The organism is Blautia sp. 2227st1_G12_2227SCRN_220401, from assembly GCF_039062885.1.
Taxonomy (GTDB): Bacteria; Bacillota; Clostridia; order Lachnospirales; family Lachnospiraceae; genus Blautia_A; species Blautia_A fusiformis.
In genome coordinates this window covers 165,376-185,459 of record NZ_JBCLNI010000001.1, presented here as the reverse complement: position 1 = coordinate 185,459, position 20,084 = coordinate 165,376, and the positions used below count along the sequence as shown (strand labels likewise).

The 20,084-nt window shown below is 45.0% G+C and carries 14 protein-coding genes and 1 other annotated feature; all 14 genes read left to right on the top strand.

The window, feature by feature from the left end; genetic code table 11:
• The first annotated feature begins 50 nt into the window (after positions 1 to 50).
• The 14 genes from rnhA to ABCM67_RS00850 all read left to right on the top strand — a co-directional run bounded on the left by rnhA (position 51) and on the right by ABCM67_RS00850 (position 20,077).
• Positions 51 to 539 carry a ribonuclease HI gene (gene rnhA / locus ABCM67_RS00915; RefSeq protein ID WP_114002518.1) on the top strand — a complete coding sequence of 163 codons (489 nt, stop codon included), beginning with the start codon at positions 51 to 53 and terminating at the stop codon, positions 537 to 539.
• Positions 540 to 733: 194 nt separating this feature from the next.
• Positions 734 to 1,054, top strand: a binding site (T-box leader).
• Between the two features lie 48 nt (positions 1,055 to 1,102).
• The gene (gene tyrS / locus ABCM67_RS00910) at positions 1,103 to 2,329 is read left to right on the top strand and encodes a tyrosine--tRNA ligase (RefSeq protein ID WP_015524942.1); all 1,227 of its coding nucleotides are present in this window, start codon (positions 1,103 to 1,105) and stop codon (positions 2,327 to 2,329) included.
• An 86-nt stretch (positions 2,330 to 2,415) separates the two neighbouring features.
• Entirely contained in the window at positions 2,416 to 5,058 is a 2,643-nt protein-coding gene (gene alaS, locus ABCM67_RS00905; RefSeq protein ID WP_342992420.1) for an alanine--tRNA ligase, read from the top strand.
• Between the two features lie 165 nt (positions 5,059 to 5,223).
• Positions 5,224 to 5,400: a 30S ribosomal protein S21 gene (rpsU, locus tag ABCM67_RS00900; RefSeq protein ID WP_004222305.1), complete on the top strand. Its 177-nt coding sequence runs from the start codon at positions 5,224 to 5,226 to the stop codon at positions 5,398 to 5,400.
• A gap of 80 nt (positions 5,401 to 5,480) precedes the next feature.
• Entirely contained in the window at positions 5,481 to 7,055 is a 1,575-nt protein-coding gene (gene cls, locus ABCM67_RS00895) for a cardiolipin synthase (RefSeq protein ID WP_114002519.1), read from the top strand.
• Between the two features lie 101 nt (positions 7,056 to 7,156).
• On the top strand, positions 7,157 to 8,584 hold the full coding sequence (gene miaB, locus ABCM67_RS00890; RefSeq protein WP_195635344.1) for a tRNA (N6-isopentenyl adenosine(37)-C2)-methylthiotransferase MiaB: 1,428 nt from the start codon (positions 7,157 to 7,159) through the stop codon (positions 8,582 to 8,584).
• 235 nt (positions 8,585 to 8,819) lie between these two features.
• Positions 8,820 to 9,131, top strand: a complete 312-nt coding sequence (locus tag ABCM67_RS00885) for a metal-sensing transcriptional repressor (RefSeq protein WP_118368760.1) — start codon at positions 8,820 to 8,822, stop codon at positions 9,129 to 9,131.
• 36 nt (positions 9,132 to 9,167) lie between these two features.
• Positions 9,168 to 11,729, top strand: coding sequence for a heavy metal translocating P-type ATPase (locus tag ABCM67_RS00880; protein WP_147604004.1), 2,562 nt, complete (start codon positions 9,168 to 9,170; stop codon positions 11,727 to 11,729).
• A gap of 342 nt (positions 11,730 to 12,071) precedes the next feature.
• Positions 12,072 to 13,484, top strand: coding sequence for an amidophosphoribosyltransferase (locus ABCM67_RS00875; protein WP_118513963.1), 1,413 nt, complete (start codon positions 12,072 to 12,074; stop codon positions 13,482 to 13,484).
• 203 nt (positions 13,485 to 13,687) lie between these two features.
• A complete protein-coding gene (locus ABCM67_RS00870) occupies positions 13,688 to 14,368 on the top strand; it encodes an HAD family phosphatase (protein WP_195635343.1) in 681 nt (226 codons plus the stop codon).
• Complete coding sequence (gene thiD, locus ABCM67_RS00865; protein WP_147604000.1) at positions 14,365 to 15,168, top strand: bifunctional hydroxymethylpyrimidine kinase/phosphomethylpyrimidine kinase; 804 nt, start codon at positions 14,365 to 14,367, stop codon at positions 15,166 to 15,168. Before ABCM67_RS00870 ends, thiD begins: the two co-directional genes overlap by 4 nt.
• Before the next feature lie 4 nt (positions 15,169 to 15,172).
• Positions 15,173 to 16,963, top strand: a complete 1,791-nt coding sequence (locus ABCM67_RS00860; protein WP_147603998.1) for an aminopeptidase P family protein — start codon at positions 15,173 to 15,175, stop codon at positions 16,961 to 16,963.
• A 101-nt stretch (positions 16,964 to 17,064) separates the two neighbouring features.
• Positions 17,065 to 18,111, top strand: a complete 1,047-nt coding sequence (gene add / locus ABCM67_RS00855) for an adenosine deaminase (RefSeq protein WP_147603996.1) — start codon at positions 17,065 to 17,067, stop codon at positions 18,109 to 18,111.
• A gap of 79 nt (positions 18,112 to 18,190) precedes the next feature.
• Positions 18,191 to 20,077: a beta-N-acetylhexosaminidase gene (locus ABCM67_RS00850; RefSeq protein ID WP_147603994.1), complete on the top strand. Its 1,887-nt coding sequence runs from the start codon at positions 18,191 to 18,193 to the stop codon at positions 20,075 to 20,077.
• Positions 20,078 to 20,084: the final 7 nt, after the last annotated feature.

Here is a 20,084-nt window from a genome sequence, read left to right as displayed (position 1 = left end):
GAACAAACAGGCGTATGGACATAAAATTGAAAATTTAAGGAGAAGCAAATATGCAGGTAAAAATCTATACGGATGGTGCAGCCCGGGGAAATCCGGATGGACCGGGAGGCTACGGAGCAGTTCTTCAGTACATCGATACCAAAGGCCAGCTACATGAACGTGAACTGTCCAGAGGCTACAAAAAAACCACAAACAACCGGATGGAGCTGATGGCAGCTATCGTAGCACTGGAAGCACTGAACCGCCCCTGCCAGGTGGATCTGTATTCCGATTCCAAATATCTGGTAGATGCTTTTAATCAGCACTGGATCGATTCCTGGCTAAAGAAAAACTGGAAACGTGGAAAAAACGAAGATGTGAAGAATGTAGATCTCTGGAAACGCCTTTTGAAGGCCAAGGAGCAGCATCAGGTAAGCTTCCACTGGGTTAAGGGACATGCAGATAATCCGTTAAATGAACGGTGTGATCAGCTTGCCACATCAGCGGCAGACGGCAATGACCTTTACGTAGATGAAGGAATAAATGGCTTACAGAAATAAAAGTTCCACTTATCACTCACAGAAAACCCGAAACATACCGCGCGAATTTATGCGATCAGCGTAAATTCTGTGCATCGCGAAGCGTGTTACTGAGAACAGAGTAAACAGTAACATTCTGCCACTTTAAGTTGTCAAAGCAATATTAAAATTTCTTGACAAACAAAAAAGCAGTTTGTATACTTCATATAGTATAGTAAAAGGCTTGGAAGGGAAAAAGTAGCTTGAGGAAAACCCCACAGAGAGCAGCCGGCAGGTGAGAGGCGCAGGGTAGAGCTTTTGTGAATACATCCCGGAGCTGCGCACCGAATCGGAACTTGATACTGTAAATTATAAACTTTATAATAATAACGTATTATAGATAGGCTGCGACGGAATGGCACCCGTTATTGTGCTGAAGTGGTTTTATATCTTGATATATATGGATATAACGGGATGTAGATTCACTTTATGAGGCAGGAAATGCGAGTTTTCTGTAAATTTAGGTGGTAACGCGGGACCCGGTTCTCGTCCTAAACGGACAGGAACCGGGCATTTTTTATATGACTATACAGGAGGAAAGAACAATGACAGTTTGGGAAGAACTGAAAGCACGTGGCCTGATCGCACAGGTTACAGACGAAGACGAGATCAAAGAGATGGTAAATAACGGGAAAGCCACATTCTATATTGGCTTTGACCCTACAGCAGACAGCCTTCATGTAGGTCACTTCATGGCTCTTTGCCTGATGAAGAGACTGCAGATGGCAGGAAACCGTCCGATCGCCCTTCTCGGCGGCGGAACAGGAATGATCGGTGACCCGTCCGGAAGGACCGATATGCGTCAGATGCTGACAAAAGAAACCATCCAGCACAATATTGACTGCTTCAAGCAGCAGATGAGCCGTTTCATCGATTTCTCTGATGGAAAAGCTCTTATGGTAAACAATGCTGACTGGCTTATGAACCTTAACTATGTAGAGCTTCTCCGTGAGGTAGGTGCTCACTTTTCCGTAAACCGTATGCTGACAGCAGAGTGCTACAAACAGCGTATGGAGCGAGGCTTAAGCTTCCTGGAATTTAACTACATGATCATGCAGAGCTACGACTTCTACATGCTGTACCAGAAATACGGCTGCAACATGCAGTTCGGTGGCGATGACCAGTGGAGCAACATGCTTGGCGGTACCGAGCTGATCCGCCGTAAGCTTGGCAAGGATGCCTATGCCATGACCATCACACTGCTTCTCAATTCTGAGGGCAAAAAGATGGGAAAAACACAGTCCGGAGCTGTATGGCTTGATCCGAATAAGACATCCCCGTTCGATTTCTACCAGTACTGGAGAAATGTAGACGATGCTGACGTTATCAAATGTATGCGTCTTCTTACTTTCCTTCCTCTTGAGGAGATCGACGAGATGGCCAAATGGGAAGGCAGCGAGCTGAACAAAGCCAAGGAGATCCTTGCATACCAGCTGACAGAGCTTGTACACGGTGAGGAGGAAGCCAAGAAAGCACAGGAGGGTGCCCGCGCACTGTTCTCAGGTGCAGATACTTCTCATATGCCTACAACAGAGCTTTCAGAGGAAGATTTTGACGAGGAAGGAAAAATCGACCTGATCACACTTCTTGTAAAAGCAGAGCTGGTACCAAGCCGTTCCGAGGGTCGCCGTGCGATCCAGCAGGGTGGTGTATCCATCGATGGTGAGAAGCTCACCGATATTTACCATACGGTTGAGAAGGATGCTTTTGCAGGGGACGGGATCGTTCTGAAACGAGGCAAGAAAAAATTCAAAAAGATCTGTGTAAAATAATTTCCCATATCTGTGACATTTCCGGGATAAAGCTACGGCATTCCGGAAATGCTGACAGGTAGGGTTGACACAAGGAGGATAACAACATGAAAAAGTACGGAGTGAACGAACTTCGTAAGATGTTCCTTGACTTTATGGAGAGCAAGGGCCATCTTGTAATGAAAAGCTTTTCCCTGGTTCCTCAGGGAGATAAGAGTCTTCTGCTAATCAATGCAGGTATGGCTCCGCTGAAACCATATTTTACAGGTGCTGAGAAGCCGCCAAGAACAAGAGTGACAACCTGCCAGAAATGTATCCGTACCGGAGATATCGAAAATGTAGGTAAAACCGCACGTCACGGTACTTTCTTTGAAATGCTTGGTAACTTCTCTTTTGGTGATTACTTCAAGAAAGAAGCCATCCACTGGTCTTGGGAGTTTCTTACTGAGGTTGTAGGGCTTGATGCAGACCGTCTCTACCCATCCATTTACCTGGATGATGATGAAGCCTTCAATATCTGGAACAAAGAAGTAGGGATTCCGTCTGAACGTATTTTCCGTTTCGGAAAAGAGGATAACTTCTGGGAGCATGGCGCAGGTCCATGCGGTCCATGCTCTGAGATCTACTATGACCGTGGCGAAAAATACGGCTGTGGCAAACCCGGATGTACGGTAGGCTGCGACTGCGACCGTTACATGGAAGTATGGAACAACGTTTTCACACAGTTCGAGAACGATGGAAACGGAAACTACACAACCCTGAAACAGAAAAACATCGATACCGGTATGGGACTTGAGCGTCTTGCTGTAGTTGTTCAGGATGTTGATTCTATTTTTGATGTAGATACAATTTGTGCACTTCGTAATCTTGTATGCGAGATCGCACATAAAGAATATGAGAAAAACTATGCAGATGACGTTTCCATCCGTCTGATCACGGACCATATCCGTTCCGCAACATTTATGATCTCCGATGGAATCATGCCAACCAATGAGGGACGTGGATATGTTCTCCGCCGTCTGATCCGCCGTGCAGCACGTCACGGACGTCTTCTTGGCATCGAGGGAACTTTCCTTGCAAAATTAAGTGCACAGGTGATCGAGAGCTCCAAAGCCGGATATCCGGAGCTTGAGGAGAAGAAAGAGTTCATCTTCCGTGTACTGACAAATGAGGAGAATCAGTTCAACAAAACTATCGATCAGGGACTTCGCATCCTTTCCGACATGGAAGAGGATATGAAAAAAGCAGGTGAAAAGACTCTTTCCGGTGACAACGCATTCAAGCTTTATGATACGTACGGATTCCCTCTTGACCTTACAAAAGAGATCCTTGAGGAAAAAGGCTACGGCATTGACGAGGAAGGTTTCCAGAAAGCAATGGAGGAGCAGAGAGTCAAGGCACGTACTGCCCGTGAAGTAACCAACTATATGGGTGCAGACGCAACCGTATACGATGATATTGATGTAAACGTAACAACAGAATTCGTCGGCTACGATCATCTTACCTTTGATTCCAAGGTTACTGTCCTTACCACAGAAACAGAGATCGTAGATTCTCTCACAGAGGGACAGAAGGGTACCGTATTTGTAGAGCAGACTCCTTTCTATGCAACAATGGGTGGACAGGAAGGTGATACCGGTGTGATCGAGACTGCAAACGGTAAATTTGTTGTTGAGGACACCATCAAACTCCGCGGTGGCAAATTCGGTCACGTAGGACATATGGAATCCGGTATGATTTCCTCAGGTGAGACAGTATCCCTGAAGGTAAACGAAGAAGCAAGAAAAGATACCGAGAAAAACCACAGTGCAACACATCTTCTTCAGAAAGCACTAAAAACCGTTCTTGGTTCCCACGTAGAGCAGAAGGGTTCTCTGGTAACTCCGGACAGACTTCGTTTTGACTTTGCTCATTTTCAGGCTATGACAGCAGAAGAACTCCAGGCAACAGAAGAGCTTGTAAACAAAGAGATCCAGGCAGGTCTTGATGTTCATACAGATGTCATGGATGTGGAAGAAGCCAAGAAATCCGGAGCAATGGCTCTCTTTGGTGAGAAATATGACCAGAAGGTACGTGTAGTATCCATGGGAGACTTTTCCAAAGAGCTCTGTGGTGGTACTCATGTAAAGAATACAAGCTCCATCATGCTCTTTAAGATCGTGTCCGAATCCGGTATCGCAGCTGGTGTACGCCGTATTGAGGCACTTACCGGCAAAGCAGTTATCGAATACTACAGAAAGCAGGAAGAGCTTCTCCATGAGGCTGCAAAAGCATTAAAGGCCAATACAGCCGAGGTTGTAGAAAAGATCAGTCACCTGCAGGCTGAGGTAAAGGCTCTTCAGAGCGAAAATGAATCCCTCAAGAGCAAAGCTGCCCAGAGTGCACTTGGCGATGTCATGGATAAAGTCGTTGAAGTAAACGGCGTAAAACTCCTTGCAGCCAAAGTTGAGGGCGTTGACATGAACGGTCTCAGAGACCTGGGTGATAAACTGAAAGAGCAGCTTGGCGAAGGTGTTGTCCTTCTTGCAGCAGTAAACGACTGCAAGGTTAATCTTCTTGCAATGGCAACGGATGCAGCTCAGAAAGCAGGCGCTCATGCAGGAAACCTGATCAAAGCAGTGGCAGCGATCGTTGGCGGTGGCGGCGGCGGACGTCCGAACATGGCACAGGCCGGCGGAAAGAATCCGGAAAAAGCCCAGGAAGCTATGGACGCAGCAGCAGGAATCCTTGAAAAACAGCTCACAAAATAACAAAGTTGTGCGTGATTTACAGTTTTGACATTTTTTTCATAAAAATCGAAAAAGATGTTGACGAAAGCACTTGTTATGCTATATAATAACACTCGTGCAAGAAAAATACCCAGACAGTTGTATTTTAGCACAATCTACAACTGGAGGGAGGTTAGGTGTGAGTCTATGTCAAACGTTATCGTAAAAGAGAACGAGACTTTAGATAGCGCTCTTCGCAGATTCAAGAGAAGCTGTGCTAAGGCGGGAATCCAGCAGGAAATCCGTAAGAGAGAGCATTACGAGAAGCCAAGCGTTCGTCGTAAGAAAAAATCTGAAGCCGCAAGAAAACGTAAATATAATTAATTGTGCGCAAAAATCCCTGGCTGTATGGTCAGGGATTTTTAATTAAATAGAAACAGGAACGTTTGACGAAGGAAAGAAATATGAATTTGTTTATTAAACTGATTATCAAACCATTGCGATCGCTCCTTAAATTATTATTTAATCGAATTTTTTATGTAGCTCTGGCTCTTGTTGTGCAGCTGGCATGGCTGTTGATCGCCCTTTTCCGGCTTATGGAATACTCCAGATGGGTGACGATCGGAATGCAGGCCATAGGTTTTCTGGTTGTTCTGTGGATCGTAAATAAAAAGATCAATCCATCTTATAAGCTCGCCTGGACGATGCTGATCCTTATTTTTCCGGTATTTGGTGTTTCCCTGTACCTTCTTTTCGGTAAGTCACGGATCGGCGCTGTAATGGAGCAGCATTATCAGAATCTTATTGATGAAACTGCTGAATACCTGGAAGGCTCAGAGCTCACAAGAAAACGTTTAAACGAAGACGACCGTTCCATGAGGATCCAGTCGGATTACATCTGGCAGTATTCAAGATATCCGGTTCACGAGAATACCACAGCAGAGTATTTTCAGGTAGGAGATGATATGTTTCCGGTTCTGGTGCATGAACTGGAGCAGGCAAAGCATTTTATTTTTATCGAATATTTCATCATAAATGATGGGGTAATGTGGCAGACGATCCTTAATATCCTTGAAAAAAAGGCTAAAGAAGGAGTGGATGTCCGACTGATCTATGATGGCTTCGGCTGCCTTACCACATTGCCATACAAGTATGATCAGGAGATGCGCCGGCGAGGAATCAAATGCGAAGTATTCAACCGGTTCCGTCCGATTCTTAATATAATCCAGAATAACCGTGACCACCGTAAGATCTGTGTGATCGATGGCTGGACCGGTTTTACCGGTGGCATCAACCTGGCTGACGAATATATCAATCAGCGAAAACGGTTTGGCCACTGGAAGGATACAGCCGTTATGCTGAAAGGAGAAGGCGTCTGGAATATGACAGCTATGTTCCTATATATGTGGGGAATCGTTACCAGAACAGATACTTCTCTTGATTTCGGAAATTATGTTCCGCACAGGTGGCACCCCAACGAATTTCCGGGAAGTGGTTATGTCCAGCCATTCTGCGATTCCCCCCTGGACGATGAGATCGTAGGAGAGAACGTTTATCTTAATATTATCAATCGCGCCAAAAACTATGTTTATATCTGCACACCATATCTAATCATAGATAATGAGATGATGACCGCCCTGTGCCTCGCTGCAAAAAGCGGTGTGGATGTCCGGATCATGACACCAGGTATCCCGGACAAAAAAATGGTCTTCCTGCTGACACAGTCTTATTATAAACAGCTTCTGGAAGCAGGTGTAAAGATCTACGAATACCAGCCGGGATTTTTACATGCAAAATCTTTTGTCTGTGATGACAAAGTAGGCGTCGTAGGAACCATAAATCTGGATTACCGAAGCCTTTATCTGCATTTTGAAGATGGTGTCTGGATGTATAAGAATGATGTGATCCTGGACATCCGGGATGATTTTACAGAAACCCTGGAGTACTGTGATCCCATTGATCTGGCATTCTGCCAGAAGAGAAATATTGTGGTACGTGCCATTCAGAACGTACTGAGAGTTTTTGCACCGCTATTATAAAAACTCTTTGACAGACAACTGTAAATTCTGTATGATATATCAGACGGGAGTTCAATGCTCCCGTCTGATATTGTCTAAAGAAAAATAATTTATAGATACATATGAAATTTTTAGTTATTGGAGGAATTGATTTGAGCCAGAACAAAGAAACAGAGATCCAGCTTCAGTACATTGAAAAATGTAAAGAGCTTCTTGCCAAAAGCAGTACGAAACATCCCACCTTCCACATCCAGAACGAAGGATGCCAGATGAACTCCATCCAGACAGAGTCTATTGCGGCCATCATGGAAAAAATGGGATATGAAATGGTAGATACCGAGGATGCTGATGCAGTTGTATTTAACACCTGCACAGTCCGGGAAAATGCCAATCAGAAGATCTATGGACATCTTGGACATTTAAAGAGCATCAAACGGGAGCACCCGGATATGAAGATCGTACTGTTCGGATGTATGATGCAGGAGCATCACGTAGTAGAAAAGATCCGCAAGGATTATAAATATGTAAATCTTGTATTCGGAACCCATAATATCCACAAATTCCCGGAGCTTTTTTACCGGACGCTGCAGACCGACGACCAGATCATTGATATCTGGAAGGAATCCGATGAGATCGTAGAGGGCATGCCAACTTCCCGCAAATACTCCTTCAAAACAGGAGTCAGCGTAATGTTTGGCTGCAATAACTTCTGCAGCTACTGCATCGTTCCTTATGTCCGCGGCCGCGAAAAGAGCCGCGAGCCACAGGCCATCATCCGCGAGATCGAGGAACTGGTCACAGATGGCGTTACTGAGATCATGCTTCTTGGTCAGAATGTAAACTCCTACGGAAAAACTCTGGAAACACCGGTAACCTTTGCAGAACTTCTGAAAGAAGTGGAAAAGATCGAAGGACTGAAGCGTATCCGTTTTATGACTTCCCATCCGAAGGACCTGTCCGATGAGCTGATCCAGACCATGGCAGAGAGCCAGAAGATCTGTCACCATCTGCATCTTCCGCTGCAGTCCGGAAGCAGCAGAGTCTTAAAGGAAATGAACCGCCGTTACGACAAGGAGAAATATCTGGAGCTGGTAGATAAAATCCGTAAGGCGATCCCGGATATTTCGCTGACAACAGATATCATGGTCGGATTTCCGGGAGAAACAGAAGAAGATTTCCAGGAAACACTGGATGTTGTAAGAAAAGCAAATTACGATACTGCCTTCACATTTATTTATTCCAAACGAAGCGGAACCCCTGCAGCCGGCATGGAAAATCAGGTGCCGGAGGATGTGGTAAAAGACCGTTTCAGCCGTCTTCTTACCCTGGTACAGGAAAAGGGCCGGGAAAATTCCTCCCGTTTCCAGGGAAGCGTACAGGAAATCCTGGTAGAAGACGAAAACCGGGAGAAGGGTACTCTTACAGGCCGTACCCAGCATAATCTTCTGGTTCATTTCCCGGGAGAAAAAGATCTCATCGGCAAATATGTAAAAGTAAGCCTGGATACCTGCAAGGGATTCTATTATTTCGGACATATCGTGGAAGAGTAGAATTATAGACAAGTCCTCACCCACTGCTTATTGTTTTTCGTAACTCCGTTGGGGACTTACCCGATTCGGCTAATTATAAGTTTATATTGCCCGCTCATTGCCAATATTGGATGAGCGGGCTTTTTTTATTAAAAAAAATACTGTTTTCTATTGACAAATACCCCATGAGGGTATATATTATTCCATATAAACAGGATACCCCATGAGGGTATTTATGGGAAAGGAGAGACAGCTTATGTCTGAAAAGAAAGTCTGTCCCTGCTGCTGTGAAAAACACACTGCACGTTCAGAAGAGGAGAAAAAAAAGCTGATCAACCGTCTGAAACGTATTGAAGGCCAGATCAGAGGCATTATAGGAATGATGGAGAATGATGCCTACTGTAATGATATCCTGATTCAGTCCGCTGCAGTCAATGCTGCAGTGAATGCGTTCAACAAAGAGCTGCTTGCCAGCCACATCCGCACCTGCGTTGCCCGGGATATCCGGGAAGGTAAGGATGAGACCATTGATGAGCTGGTAGCAACCCTCCAGAAGCTGATGAAATAAAGGGACAAATTGGATTTTAGGAGGTACTGAAAGAAAATGGAACAATATAATGTAACTGGTATGAGCTGCGCCGCCTGCTCTGCCCGTGTGGAAAAAGCCGTATCGAAAGTTCCGGGGGTGAATAGCTGTTCCGTCAGTCTTCTGACCAACTCCATGGGAGTTGAAGGAACCGCTTCATCCGGTGAGATCATTGCCGCAGTGGAAGCCGCCGGATATGGTGCATCCTTAAAGGGCGGAGCTGCCGGAGCGAAGATTTCCATGTCTGCGGCAGAAGAAGCGCTGGAAGATCATGAAACTCCGATCCTAAAGAAACGTCTTATCACATCCGTGGGATTTTTGCTGGTGCTGATGTATTTCTCCATGGGGCACATGATGTGGGGATGGCCACTGCCGAAATGGTTTGACGGCAATCACGTAGCCATGGGACTGGTACAGCTGCTCCTGGCTGGTATCATCATGGTGATCAACCAGAAGTTTTTCATCAACGGATTTAAGAGTCTGTGGCACCGTTCCCCCAATATGGATACTCTGGTAGCTCTTGGCTCTATGGCATCCTTCCTGTGGAGTGTCTATGCCCTGTTTGCCATGACAAGAGCGCAGGTAGATGGAGATTCTGCTGCAGTTATGAATTACATGATGGATTTTTATTTTGAATCTGCAGCCATGATCCTGACATTGATCACCGTAGGAAAAATGCTGGAGGCCCGTTCTAAAGGAAAGACAACGGATGCGCTTAAAAGCCTTATGAAGCTGGCACCCAAAACTGCGGTCGTGGTACGAAAGGGACAGGAACTTACCGTTCCTATTGAGCAGGTTCAGAAAGGAGAAACCTTTGTCGTCCGCCCGGGAGAGAATATTCCGGTGGACGGAGTGATCCTGGAAGGAACCACCGCAGTCAATGAATCCGCACTGACCGGCGAGAGTATCCCGGTTGATAAAGAAACCGGAGATATGGTTTCTGCGGCAACTGTGAATCAGTCCGGATTTATCAAATGCGAAGCGACCAGAGTGGGAGAGGATACCACCCTTTCCCAGATCATCAAAATGGTCAGTGATGCGGCAGCCACCAAGGCACCGATCGCAAAGATCGCAGACCGTGTTTCCGGTGTGTTTGTACCGGCAGTGATCACAATCGCAGTGATCACAACGATCATCTGGCTTCTTGCAGGACAGACCTTCGGTTATGCTCTGGCAAGGGGAATTTCCGTTCTGGTCATCAGCTGCCCCTGCGCACTTGGCCTTGCAACACCGGTTGCCATTATGGTCGGCAACGGTATGGGTGCCAAAAACGGAATCCTTTTCAAAACAGCCGCTTCCCTGGAGGAAGCAGGAAAAGTCCAGATCGTCGCACTGGATAAAACCGGAACCATTACAAGCGGTCAGCCGGAGGTAACAGATATTCTCCCGGCAGAGGGAGTTACAGAAACAGAGCTTCTCACTCTGGCCTGTGCACTGGAGAAAAAAAGCGAACATCCTTTGGCAAAAGCCGTTCTCAAAAAAGCCGAGAAAGAGAACCTTGCCACAGGTGAAGTAACCGGATTCCAGGCACTTCCGGGAAACGGACTTTCCGCTATACTTGGAAGTGACAAGCTAACAGGTGGAAGCATGAAATTTATCAGTGGCCAGACGAAGGTTTCCGCAGACCTTAACAGGAGAGCCGAGCAGCTTGCAGAGCAGGGAAAAACGCCCCTTCTTTTCACACGAAACGATAAACTTCTGGGAATCATCGCAGTTGCGGATGTGATCAAGGAAGACAGTCCCCGTGCAGTAAAAGAGCTTCAGAACATGGGAATCCGTGTAGTTATGCTTACCGGTGACAATGAGCGTACCGCAAAAGCCATCGGAGCTCAGGCAGGAGTTGACGATGTGATCGCAGGAGTTCTTCCGGATGGAAAAGAAAGTGTGATCCGCGCTCTGAAAGAGCAGGGAAAGGTTGCCATGGTCGGTGACGGTATCAACGACGCGCCGGCACTTACAAGAGCCGATATCGGAATTGCCATCGGTGCAGGAACAGATATTGCCATTGATGCGGCAGATATCGTTCTGATGAAAAGCCAGTTAAGCGATGTTCCAGCGGCAGTACGTTTAAGCCGCGCCACACTTCGGAATATCCATGAGAATCTTTTCTGGGCATTTTTCTACAATATAATCGGCATTCCCCTTGCAGCAGGTGTCTGGATCCCACTTTTCGGATGGACCTTGAATCCGATGTTCGGAGCTGCGGCCATGAGTCTTTCCAGCTTCTGTGTTGTAACAAATGCACTGCGTCTGAATCTGTTTCAGATCCACAATGCAGCCAAAGACAAAACGATCAAAAATCCGGTAACATTACACATCAGTCATGATGAAAATATAAAAGAAGAAAAGGAGAACAAAACAATGGTAAAGGTAACAGTCAATGTAGAAGGAATGATGTGCGGACACTGTGAGGCACACGTAAACAAAGCCATCCAAGCAGCTTTCGGAGCAGAAGACGTAGTTTCTTCCCACGAGAACGGAACAACTGTATTCTCTGTACCTGAGAAGGTTGACGAGGCAAAGGTTGAAGAAGTAATCAAGGAAGCCGGTTACGAGTTTAAGGGAATCACCCAGGAATAATCCGGACTTGTCAAGCGGATATTCGCAACCCGCTTCGCTACGTAGCTCTACACCGAATAACTGCCCCGCAGGGGACTTACTTGATTCGGTTAAATTGCATATTTGCCAAATGACCAAAAGAAACAGTTCTGTAAAAACGGAGCTGTTTCTTTTTTCTCATACAGAAAACATTTTCCACTTCTATAAATCCGGCTAATATCATTATAATTTATTCTGAAAAAGCAGGAATATCCGCCAAATTGGTTTTTATTTTCAATTCTCTTATGCTATACTGATAGCGATTATGGATGTACAAACGACAACAAAAATCGTTAGCATTATGGTAGTAGAGAGGAGCACATTATGAGTGGATTTTTTGGAGTAGCATCGAAGGATGACTGTGTACTGGAGCTTTTTTACGGAGTGGATTACCATTCTCATCTGGGAACACGACGCGGAGGTATGGCGGTTTACGGAGAAAGTGGATTTGACCGTGCCATCCACAACATTGAGAACACGCCTTTCCGTACAAAATTTGACGGAGATGTGGGTTCCATGAAGGGAAATATGGGAATCGGATGTATTTCTGATTATGAGCCTCAGCCCCTTCTGTTCAGTTCCAGGATCGGCAGCTTTGCCCTCACTTTTGTGGGAAAGATCAATAATTATGATGAACTTCTGCAGCAGCTGTACAATACGACCAAGGTACATTTTCAGGAGATGACCAACGGAACAGTCAATGTGACCGAACTGATCGCTGCACTGATCTGTGAAAAAGACAATTTTGTGGAAGGTATCCAGTACGTACAGGGCCTGATCGATGGCTCCATGACTCTGCTTCTTATGACAAAAGACGGAATTTATGCAGCCCGTGACAAGATGGGTCGAACTCCTGTGGAAATTGGCCACAAAGAAGGGTCATACTGTATTTCTTTTGAAAGTCATGCCTATATCAACCTTGGATACGAAGATTATAAAGAGCTAGGCCCTGGAGAAATCGTATTCGTAACAGCAGACGAAGTCAAAACTCTGGTTGAGCCTGGAAAGAAAATGAAGATCTGTTCTTTCCTCTGGGTTTACTACGGATATCCGACAGCCTCTTATGAAGGTGTAAATGTAGAGGAGATGCGCTACCGCTGTGGAAGCATGCTTGCAAAGAGAGACGGCGATTCCGTGCACCCGGACATTGTAGCCGGTGTTCCGGATTCCGGCATTGCCCATGCCATCGGATACGCCAATGAATCCGGCATTCCTTACGCAAGACCTTTCATCAAATATACACCAACCTGGCCCAGATCTTTTATGCCGACCAATCAGAACCAGCGTAACCTCATTGCAAAAATGAAGCTGATCCCGGTACGTGCGCTGATCAAGGATAAAAAACTTCTTCTCATAGACGACTCCATCGTACGTGGTACCCAGCTCCGCGAAACAACTGAATTTCTGTACCGCAGCGGTGCCAAGGAGGTTCATGTCCGTCCTGCCTGCCCGCCGATCATGTACGGCTGCAAATACTTAAACTTCTCACGTTCCAAATCTGAGATGGAGCTGATCACCCGTCAGGTGATTGAAAAAAGAGAAGGCCCCAACTGTCCGCAGGAAATTCTGGATGAATATGCAGATCCACATACAGAGAAATACGAGCAGATGGTACAGGATATCTGCAAGATGCAGAATTTTACCACTCTCCGTTATCACAGACTGGATGATCTTCTGGAATCCATTGGAATCGATCCTTGTAATGTATGCACATATTGTTTTAACGGTAAAGAATAAAAAATGTTTTGAAAATAGAGCTACTGTTTCAGATGAGCCTCATTAACTCCCGGTTGCATTTTGGGAATCTGCGGCTTATAATAAATGCGGATATATCTTTTGTGATATATCCGCGTTTTTTATATCAGTTTTTATGTCATGGAAAATTATTTCGTAATGTTCCAATGACAGAGTATCACAAAAAAATTTCCAGGAGTATAAACATGATTTTTCCTATAAAAGCCATGATATTTGATGCAGATGGTGTCCTTCTGGACTCGCTTTCTGTCTGGAAGGAGCTTGGAAAACGATATATTACAGATCTGGGATATCAGCCGGTTGCGGGAATGGACGAAATCCTTTTTCCCATGAGTATGGAGCAGGGAGCGGCCTGGCTGAAAAGCAGGTTTACTCTTGAGTATTCCGAAGAAAAGATCGTGATGGATCTGAAAGCCCGGATCCGCAAATATTATTTTGAAGAGGTCCCGGCAAAATCAGGTGCCAGGGAGCTTCTTCAATGTCTTGCAGAACAGAAAATCCCGGCTGCGGTGGCAACCTCAAGCCCCAGGGAACATATCTGCCGGGCGCTGGAAAGAAACGGACTTCTTTCCTTTTTTGATAAAATCTATACCACCAGTGAGATCGGAGAAAGCAAACATTCTCCGAGGGTCTATCTTACAGCTGCAGAAGCACTGGGAACGGAGCTATCCCGGACGCTGGTTGTGGAGGATTCACTCTACGCGTTGCAGACTGCCGGAAATGCAGGATTTCTGACTGCCGGTATTTATGACGCATTGGGAGAACCGGATCAGGAACAGCTGAAAAAGGATGCTTATATCTACTGTCGGGATCTGACAGAGTTACAGAACTATATATTCGCAGAAAACGGAGGAAACCAAAGATGAAAACAGCATTAACCATCGCAGGCAGCGATTCCAGCGGAGGAGCCGGGATCCAGGCCGATATTAAAACCATGATGGCAAACGGAGTATACTCCATGAGTGCCATCACCGCACTGACTGCCCAGAACACTACCGGTGTCACAGCCATCCAGAATGCAACCGCAGAGTTCCTGGGTCAGGAGCTGGACTGTATTTTTACGGATATCTTTCCGGATGCAGTAAAGATCGGAATGGTTTCCGAAAGTGATCTGATCCATATGATCGCAGGAAAGCTCCGACAGTATCGGGCAAAAAATATCGTGGTGGACCCGGTTATGGTTGCCACAAGCGGTGCAAGACTGATCAGTGAGGAGGCGGTGGATGTTCTGAAGGAAGAACTGTTTCCTCTTGCAGATCTTCTCACCCCCAATATCCCGGAAACCGAGGTGCTTACCGGACGGAAGATCAAAAGCGCCGATGATATGATCGAAGCTGCAAAACAGGTTTCCGAGCAGTATCACTGTGCAGTTCTCTGCAAGGGCGGACATAAGCTCAATGATGCCAATGATCTTCTCTATGTGAATGGAACATATCAGTGGTTTGAGGGAAAAAGGATCGACAATCCCAACACCCACGGAACAGGATGTACTCTTTCCTCGGCCATCACTTCCAACCTTGCAAAGGGATTTTCCATGGTGGAATCTGTAAACCGTGCCAAGGACTATATTTCCGGAGCCCTTGCTGCCATGCTGGATCTGGGAAAGGGAAACGGCCCTATGGATCATGGCTTTGCGATAAAGAACAGTTATACAGAGGAGGCATAAGATTATGACAGTTACAGAACGGATCACAGCTCTTCGAAAACAAATGAAGGAAAAGGGAATCGATGCTTATCTGGTTCCGACCGATGATTTTCATGGTTCTGAGTATGTTGGGGATTATTTTAAATGCAGAAAATACATCACCGGATTTACCGGTTCTGCCGGAACTGCCGTGATCATGCAGGACATGGCCGGACTCTGGACAGACGGAAGATATTTTATCCAGGCTGCACAGCAGTTAGAGGGAACTCCGGTTACTCTGTTTAAGATGGGAGAACCGGACGTACCAACGATCCACAAATTCCTGGAAGAAAATCTGAAAGAGGGAATGTGTCTCGGCTTCGATGGCCGTACCGTAAGCGCAGAAGAAGCAGAGACGCTAGAAAGAATCCTTCAGAAAAAACAGGTACATTTTTCTGTAAATGAGGATCTCATCGGAAATATCTGGAATGACCGTCCGGCACTTTCCTGTGAACCGGTAATGGAATTATCCGAAAAATGGGCCGGAAGATCCAGAGCAGACAAGATCCGTGAGATCCGCAGCAAACTGAAAGAGAAGGGCGCAGACCTCTTTATCCTCACTTCCCTTGATGACATTGCATGGCTTTTAAATATCCGCGGAAATGATATCCACTGCTGCCCGGTAGTTCTTTCCTATCTTGTGCTGGATGACAGTGAGCTCCGTCTTTTTGTCAATGAAAAAGCCTTTTCGGATTCTGTTAAGGAAGCACTTTCCAAAGACGGTATTGCCATTTATCCATATGATGATATTTACACCTATGTACAGACGATTCCCGAAGAGAAAAAGGTATTTCTTTCCAGAAGCAATGTAAACAGCCGGCTGGTCAGCAGTATTCCAAAGACGGTAACGATCCTGGACGGTGAAAATCTGACCCTTCTCCCAAAAGCCATCAAAAATGAAACCGAAGTCCGGAATGAAAAGACAGCCCATATTAAAGATGGCGTTGCAATGGTGAAGTTTATCCACTGGCTGAAGAAGAATGTGGGAATGAAGGAAATCACCGAGCTTTCCGCTGCTGATAAGCTCTATGAATTCCGTTCCGGACAGGAGAATTTTCAGGGAAACAGCTTTGATCCCATCATTGCCTACGGTGCACATGGAGCCATTGTCCATTACAGTGCAACAGAAGAAACCAATATTCCACTGGAGCCAAAAGGGCTGGTTTTGATGGATACAGGCGGACATTATCTGGAGGGCACTACTGATATCACCCGCACCGTTGTACTTGGCCCGGTTACTGAAAAAGAAAAAAAATATTTCACAGCAGTACTCCGTGGACACCTGAACCTGGCAGCAGCAAAATTCCGTTACGGCTGTACCGGCCTGAATCTGGATGCCCTGGCTAGAGGACCTCTCTGGGCTATGGGAGAGGATTACAACCACGGAACCGGCCATGGCGTAGGTTATCTTCTCAATGTACACGAAGGACCGCAGAGTTTTCGCTGGAAAAGCCCTGCCGAGCTTCCGGCTCCTGTTCTGGAAGAAGGGATGATCACCTCCGATGAACCGGGATATTATGCGGAAAATGAATTCGGCATCCGTCACGAAAATCTTGTAGTTTGCAAAAAAGCCGAAAAAACATCCTACGGCCAGTTTATGAAATTTGAGCCACTGACTCTGGTCCCATTTGATCTGGAAGGTATCGATCCGGAACAGATGGAAGCAGGAGAGCGCAAATTGCTCAATCAGTATCATGCCTTTGTATACGAAAAGATTTCTCCGTATCTGAATGAAGAAGAGCAATCCTGGTTAAAAAAAGCCACACAGGAAATATAACCCGGAATTCACCTTAATATTTCCTTCCGACAGATACCATAAGAAACGCAAACCCATTTCAGGGATAAGAATAAATCCAACCAGGGAGGTACTTAGCGCCTATGAAAACAGAAAATAGAATTGATCACTACATCGATCTCCACGCACATCTGGACGGCTGCATTACCACAGAGATAGCCAGAAAACTTGCCGCATTGCAGCAGATCACGCTTCCGGCTGCCACAGATGAAGAGCTTCTTTCTCTCCTTTCTGTGCCGGATACCTGCGAAAATCTCAATGATTTTCTGAAATGCTTTGACCTGCCTCTTTCCCTTCTTCAGACAGAAGAGGCATTGGAAGAGGCTGTTTATCTTATCCTTTCTGAAATGAAAGAAGACGGTGTGATCTACGCAGAACTTCGTTTTGCCCCACAGCTTCATATACAGAAGGAAATGACTCAGGAAACAGCGATCCATGCTGCATTACGTGGTCTGAAAAGAGCTCCCATCCCCGGTAATCTGATCTTATGCTGTATGCGCGGTGATCTTAACCAGAAAGAAAATCTGGAAACTCTGGAGCTGGCAAAAAAATATCTTGTTGAAGATGGCGGCGTGGTTGCTATCGATCTTGCAGGAGCCGAGGCACTCTTTCCAACAGAAAATTACGAGACGCTTTTTGCAAAAGCAAGAAAATATCAGGTTCCATTTACCATCCATGCAGGCGAGGCCGGAAATGCAGAGGATGTAAAAACAGCTGTCCATATGGGGGCAGTCAGGATCGGTCATGGTGTGAAGATCGCGGGAAATAAGGAAGTGATACAGCTTGTAAAGGATAAGGGGATTTTTCTGGAAATGTGCCCTACAAGCAACCGCCAGACAAAAGCTGTGGAAGAAATGTCTGCTTATCCGCTGAAAGCATTTCTCGAAATGGGACTTAAGGTAACCTTAAATACCGATGATCCGGCGATTGAAAGAACAACCCTTTCCCGGGAATTCCGATATATGGAATCTCTGTTAAATCTTACCCAGGAGCAGAAAAGGCTGCTGCTTCTGAATTCTGTGGAGGCAGCCTTTACTTCCAGGAACAGAAAATGCAAACTGAAAGAACAGCTTTTTTCTGAACCGTATGAAAATTATGGTGAGCCGATTATTTACAAACGAATAAAATAGAACATTGACAGGGGGATACTCTGCTAAAAAAGATTGATTTGTTAAGAAGAGTAGAATTCCTAAAGAAAGAGGAATGCTTATGAACATTGTTTTTTCATCTGATAAGAAAGAATATAATACTATTAAAAAAGGTACTGAAATACTGCTGGCCGAAAATGACGGTTTCAACCAAAACATAGAATTGTTTGTTAAATTTCAGGACAGACCAGAAATATTGATAAATAAAAGAGAAAACCAGATTCGTATCATCTGTCGGGAAATATCTCATTATTACCGCGCACTTAATTATGCCATACATCATATGAAAGAGGATGAATTTCAATATCAAGAGCATGTCTGTTTTGAAAGAAACGGTCTTATGCTGGATTGTTCCAGAAATGCTGTATTTACAGTTGAAAAGGTGAAATTCCTGATCAAGACACTGGCAAAACTTGGAATGAATGTACTCATGCTTTATACAGAAGATACCTATGAAGTAGAGGGGCAGCCTTATTTTGGAGCTTATCGTGGAAAATACACCAAGGACGAAATAAAAGAACTGGATGCTTACGCTTCCATGTTTGGGGTAGAGCTTGTTCCGTGTATTCAGACCCTGGCTCATCTGCACAATGCGCTGAAGTGGCCGGGAATGGATAAGATTCGTGATTCTGCGGACATTCTCCAGCCTGAAAAAGAGGAAACTTATCAGTTTATTGAAAAGCTGCTCAGCTCAGTAAAGGAGAATTTTTCTACCAACAGGGTACATCTTGGAATGGATGAGGCTGTCATGCTGGGACTTGGAAATTATCTAAAAGAAAATGGATATAAAAAAGGGTCACTGATAATCAGGGAACATTGTAACAGGGTCGTAGATATTTGCAGAAAATTAGAATTAAAGCCTATGATATGGAGTGACATGTACATTACAGCAAATTCTACAGGCGGATACTATGATCTGCCCGAAAACACGGACTGCTCCAAATGGGAAAAACCGAAAAAAGATTTAGGATTAGTATATTGGGACTATTATCATGATGATACCAGAACCTATGAAAAAATGCTGGATATCCATGCGCAGCTTTCGGATAACGTTATTTTTGCAGGAGGATCTTGGATTTGGAACGGAATTTCCCCCAATTATTCTAAGACCTATGCGTGTACCAAAGCAGCTCTTTCTACTTGTAAAAAATACAATATAAAAGAGGTGCTCTGTACAGCATGGATGGATAATGGTGCAGAAACCCCGGTGGATGCTTTGCTTCCGGGACTTGTACTTTTTGCACACCTTGATTTTCACAGAGACTATGACGAAACAATCCTTAAGCAGGAGTTCAGGGACTGCACAGGCGGAGAATTTGATGATTTTATGGCACTTGACAATTTTGATTCCTTATTCTTAAATACGAAAGAGAATAAAGAGGCTCAAAATCCTTCAAAATATCTGTTATACCAGGATCCAATGTTAGGCATTTTTGATTATCATGTGAAAGAATCAGGTGTCAATACAAAATCTTACTACCAAAACATACAGAAATGTATGAAGGAATGTGCAAAAAAAACAGGAAAATATCAGCTTTTATTCTCATTTTATGAAAAACTGGCGGCGGTATTAGCTGATAAAGCCGATTTGGGCATGTGTATAAAATCAGCATATGACAGATCGGATAGAGCAGCGTTGAAAAATATCAGTCAGAATGTTATTCCTGGAATCATCTGCAATCTGACAGAGATGAAATCATCAAGAGAAAAAATCTGGATGAACGATGCAACGCCATTTGGTTATGAGATTTTGGATATAAAAATTGGTGGCGTAATTACAAGACTTAAAAGTACAGGATACCGGATTGACAATTATCTGAATGGAAATGTGCTTCGTCTGGAAGAGCTGGAAGAGGAAAGACTTCCCTATTTTACCAAAGGAATGGACAAGCGGGAGAACTTATGGAATCGCATCATCAGTGGATGTGACTTAAATGACACAATCTGATAAAGGT

Excerpts from the sequence above, each read along its gene's own strand:
- rnhA (WP_114002518.1), top strand. The coding sequence starts at position 51 with ATGCAGGTAAAAATCTATACGGATGGTGCAGCCCGGGGAAATCCGGAT.
- tyrS (WP_015524942.1), top strand. The coding sequence starts at position 1,103 with ATGACAGTTTGGGAAGAACTGAAAGCACGTGGCCTGATCGCACAGGTT.
- alaS (WP_342992420.1), top strand. The coding sequence starts at position 2,416 with ATGAAAAAGTACGGAGTGAACGAACTTCGTAAGATGTTCCTTGACTTT.
- rpsU (WP_004222305.1), top strand. The coding sequence starts at position 5,224 with ATGTCAAACGTTATCGTAAAAGAGAACGAGACTTTAGATAGCGCTCTT.
- cls (WP_114002519.1), top strand. The coding sequence starts at position 5,481 with ATGAATTTGTTTATTAAACTGATTATCAAACCATTGCGATCGCTCCTT.
- miaB (WP_195635344.1), top strand. The coding sequence starts at position 7,157 with ATGAAATTTTTAGTTATTGGAGGAATTGATTTGAGCCAGAACAAAGAA.
- ABCM67_RS00885 (WP_118368760.1), top strand. The coding sequence starts at position 8,820 with ATGTCTGAAAAGAAAGTCTGTCCCTGCTGCTGTGAAAAACACACTGCA.
- ABCM67_RS00880 (WP_147604004.1), top strand. The coding sequence starts at position 9,168 with ATGGAACAATATAATGTAACTGGTATGAGCTGCGCCGCCTGCTCTGCC.
- ABCM67_RS00875 (WP_118513963.1), top strand. The coding sequence starts at position 12,072 with ATGAGTGGATTTTTTGGAGTAGCATCGAAGGATGACTGTGTACTGGAG.
- ABCM67_RS00870 (WP_195635343.1), top strand. The coding sequence starts at position 13,688 with ATGATTTTTCCTATAAAAGCCATGATATTTGATGCAGATGGTGTCCTT.
- thiD (WP_147604000.1), top strand. The coding sequence starts at position 14,365 with ATGAAAACAGCATTAACCATCGCAGGCAGCGATTCCAGCGGAGGAGCC.
- ABCM67_RS00860 (WP_147603998.1), top strand. The coding sequence starts at position 15,173 with ATGACAGTTACAGAACGGATCACAGCTCTTCGAAAACAAATGAAGGAA.
- add (WP_147603996.1), top strand. The coding sequence starts at position 17,065 with ATGAAAACAGAAAATAGAATTGATCACTACATCGATCTCCACGCACAT.
- ABCM67_RS00850 (WP_147603994.1), top strand. The coding sequence starts at position 18,191 with ATGAACATTGTTTTTTCATCTGATAAGAAAGAATATAATACTATTAAA.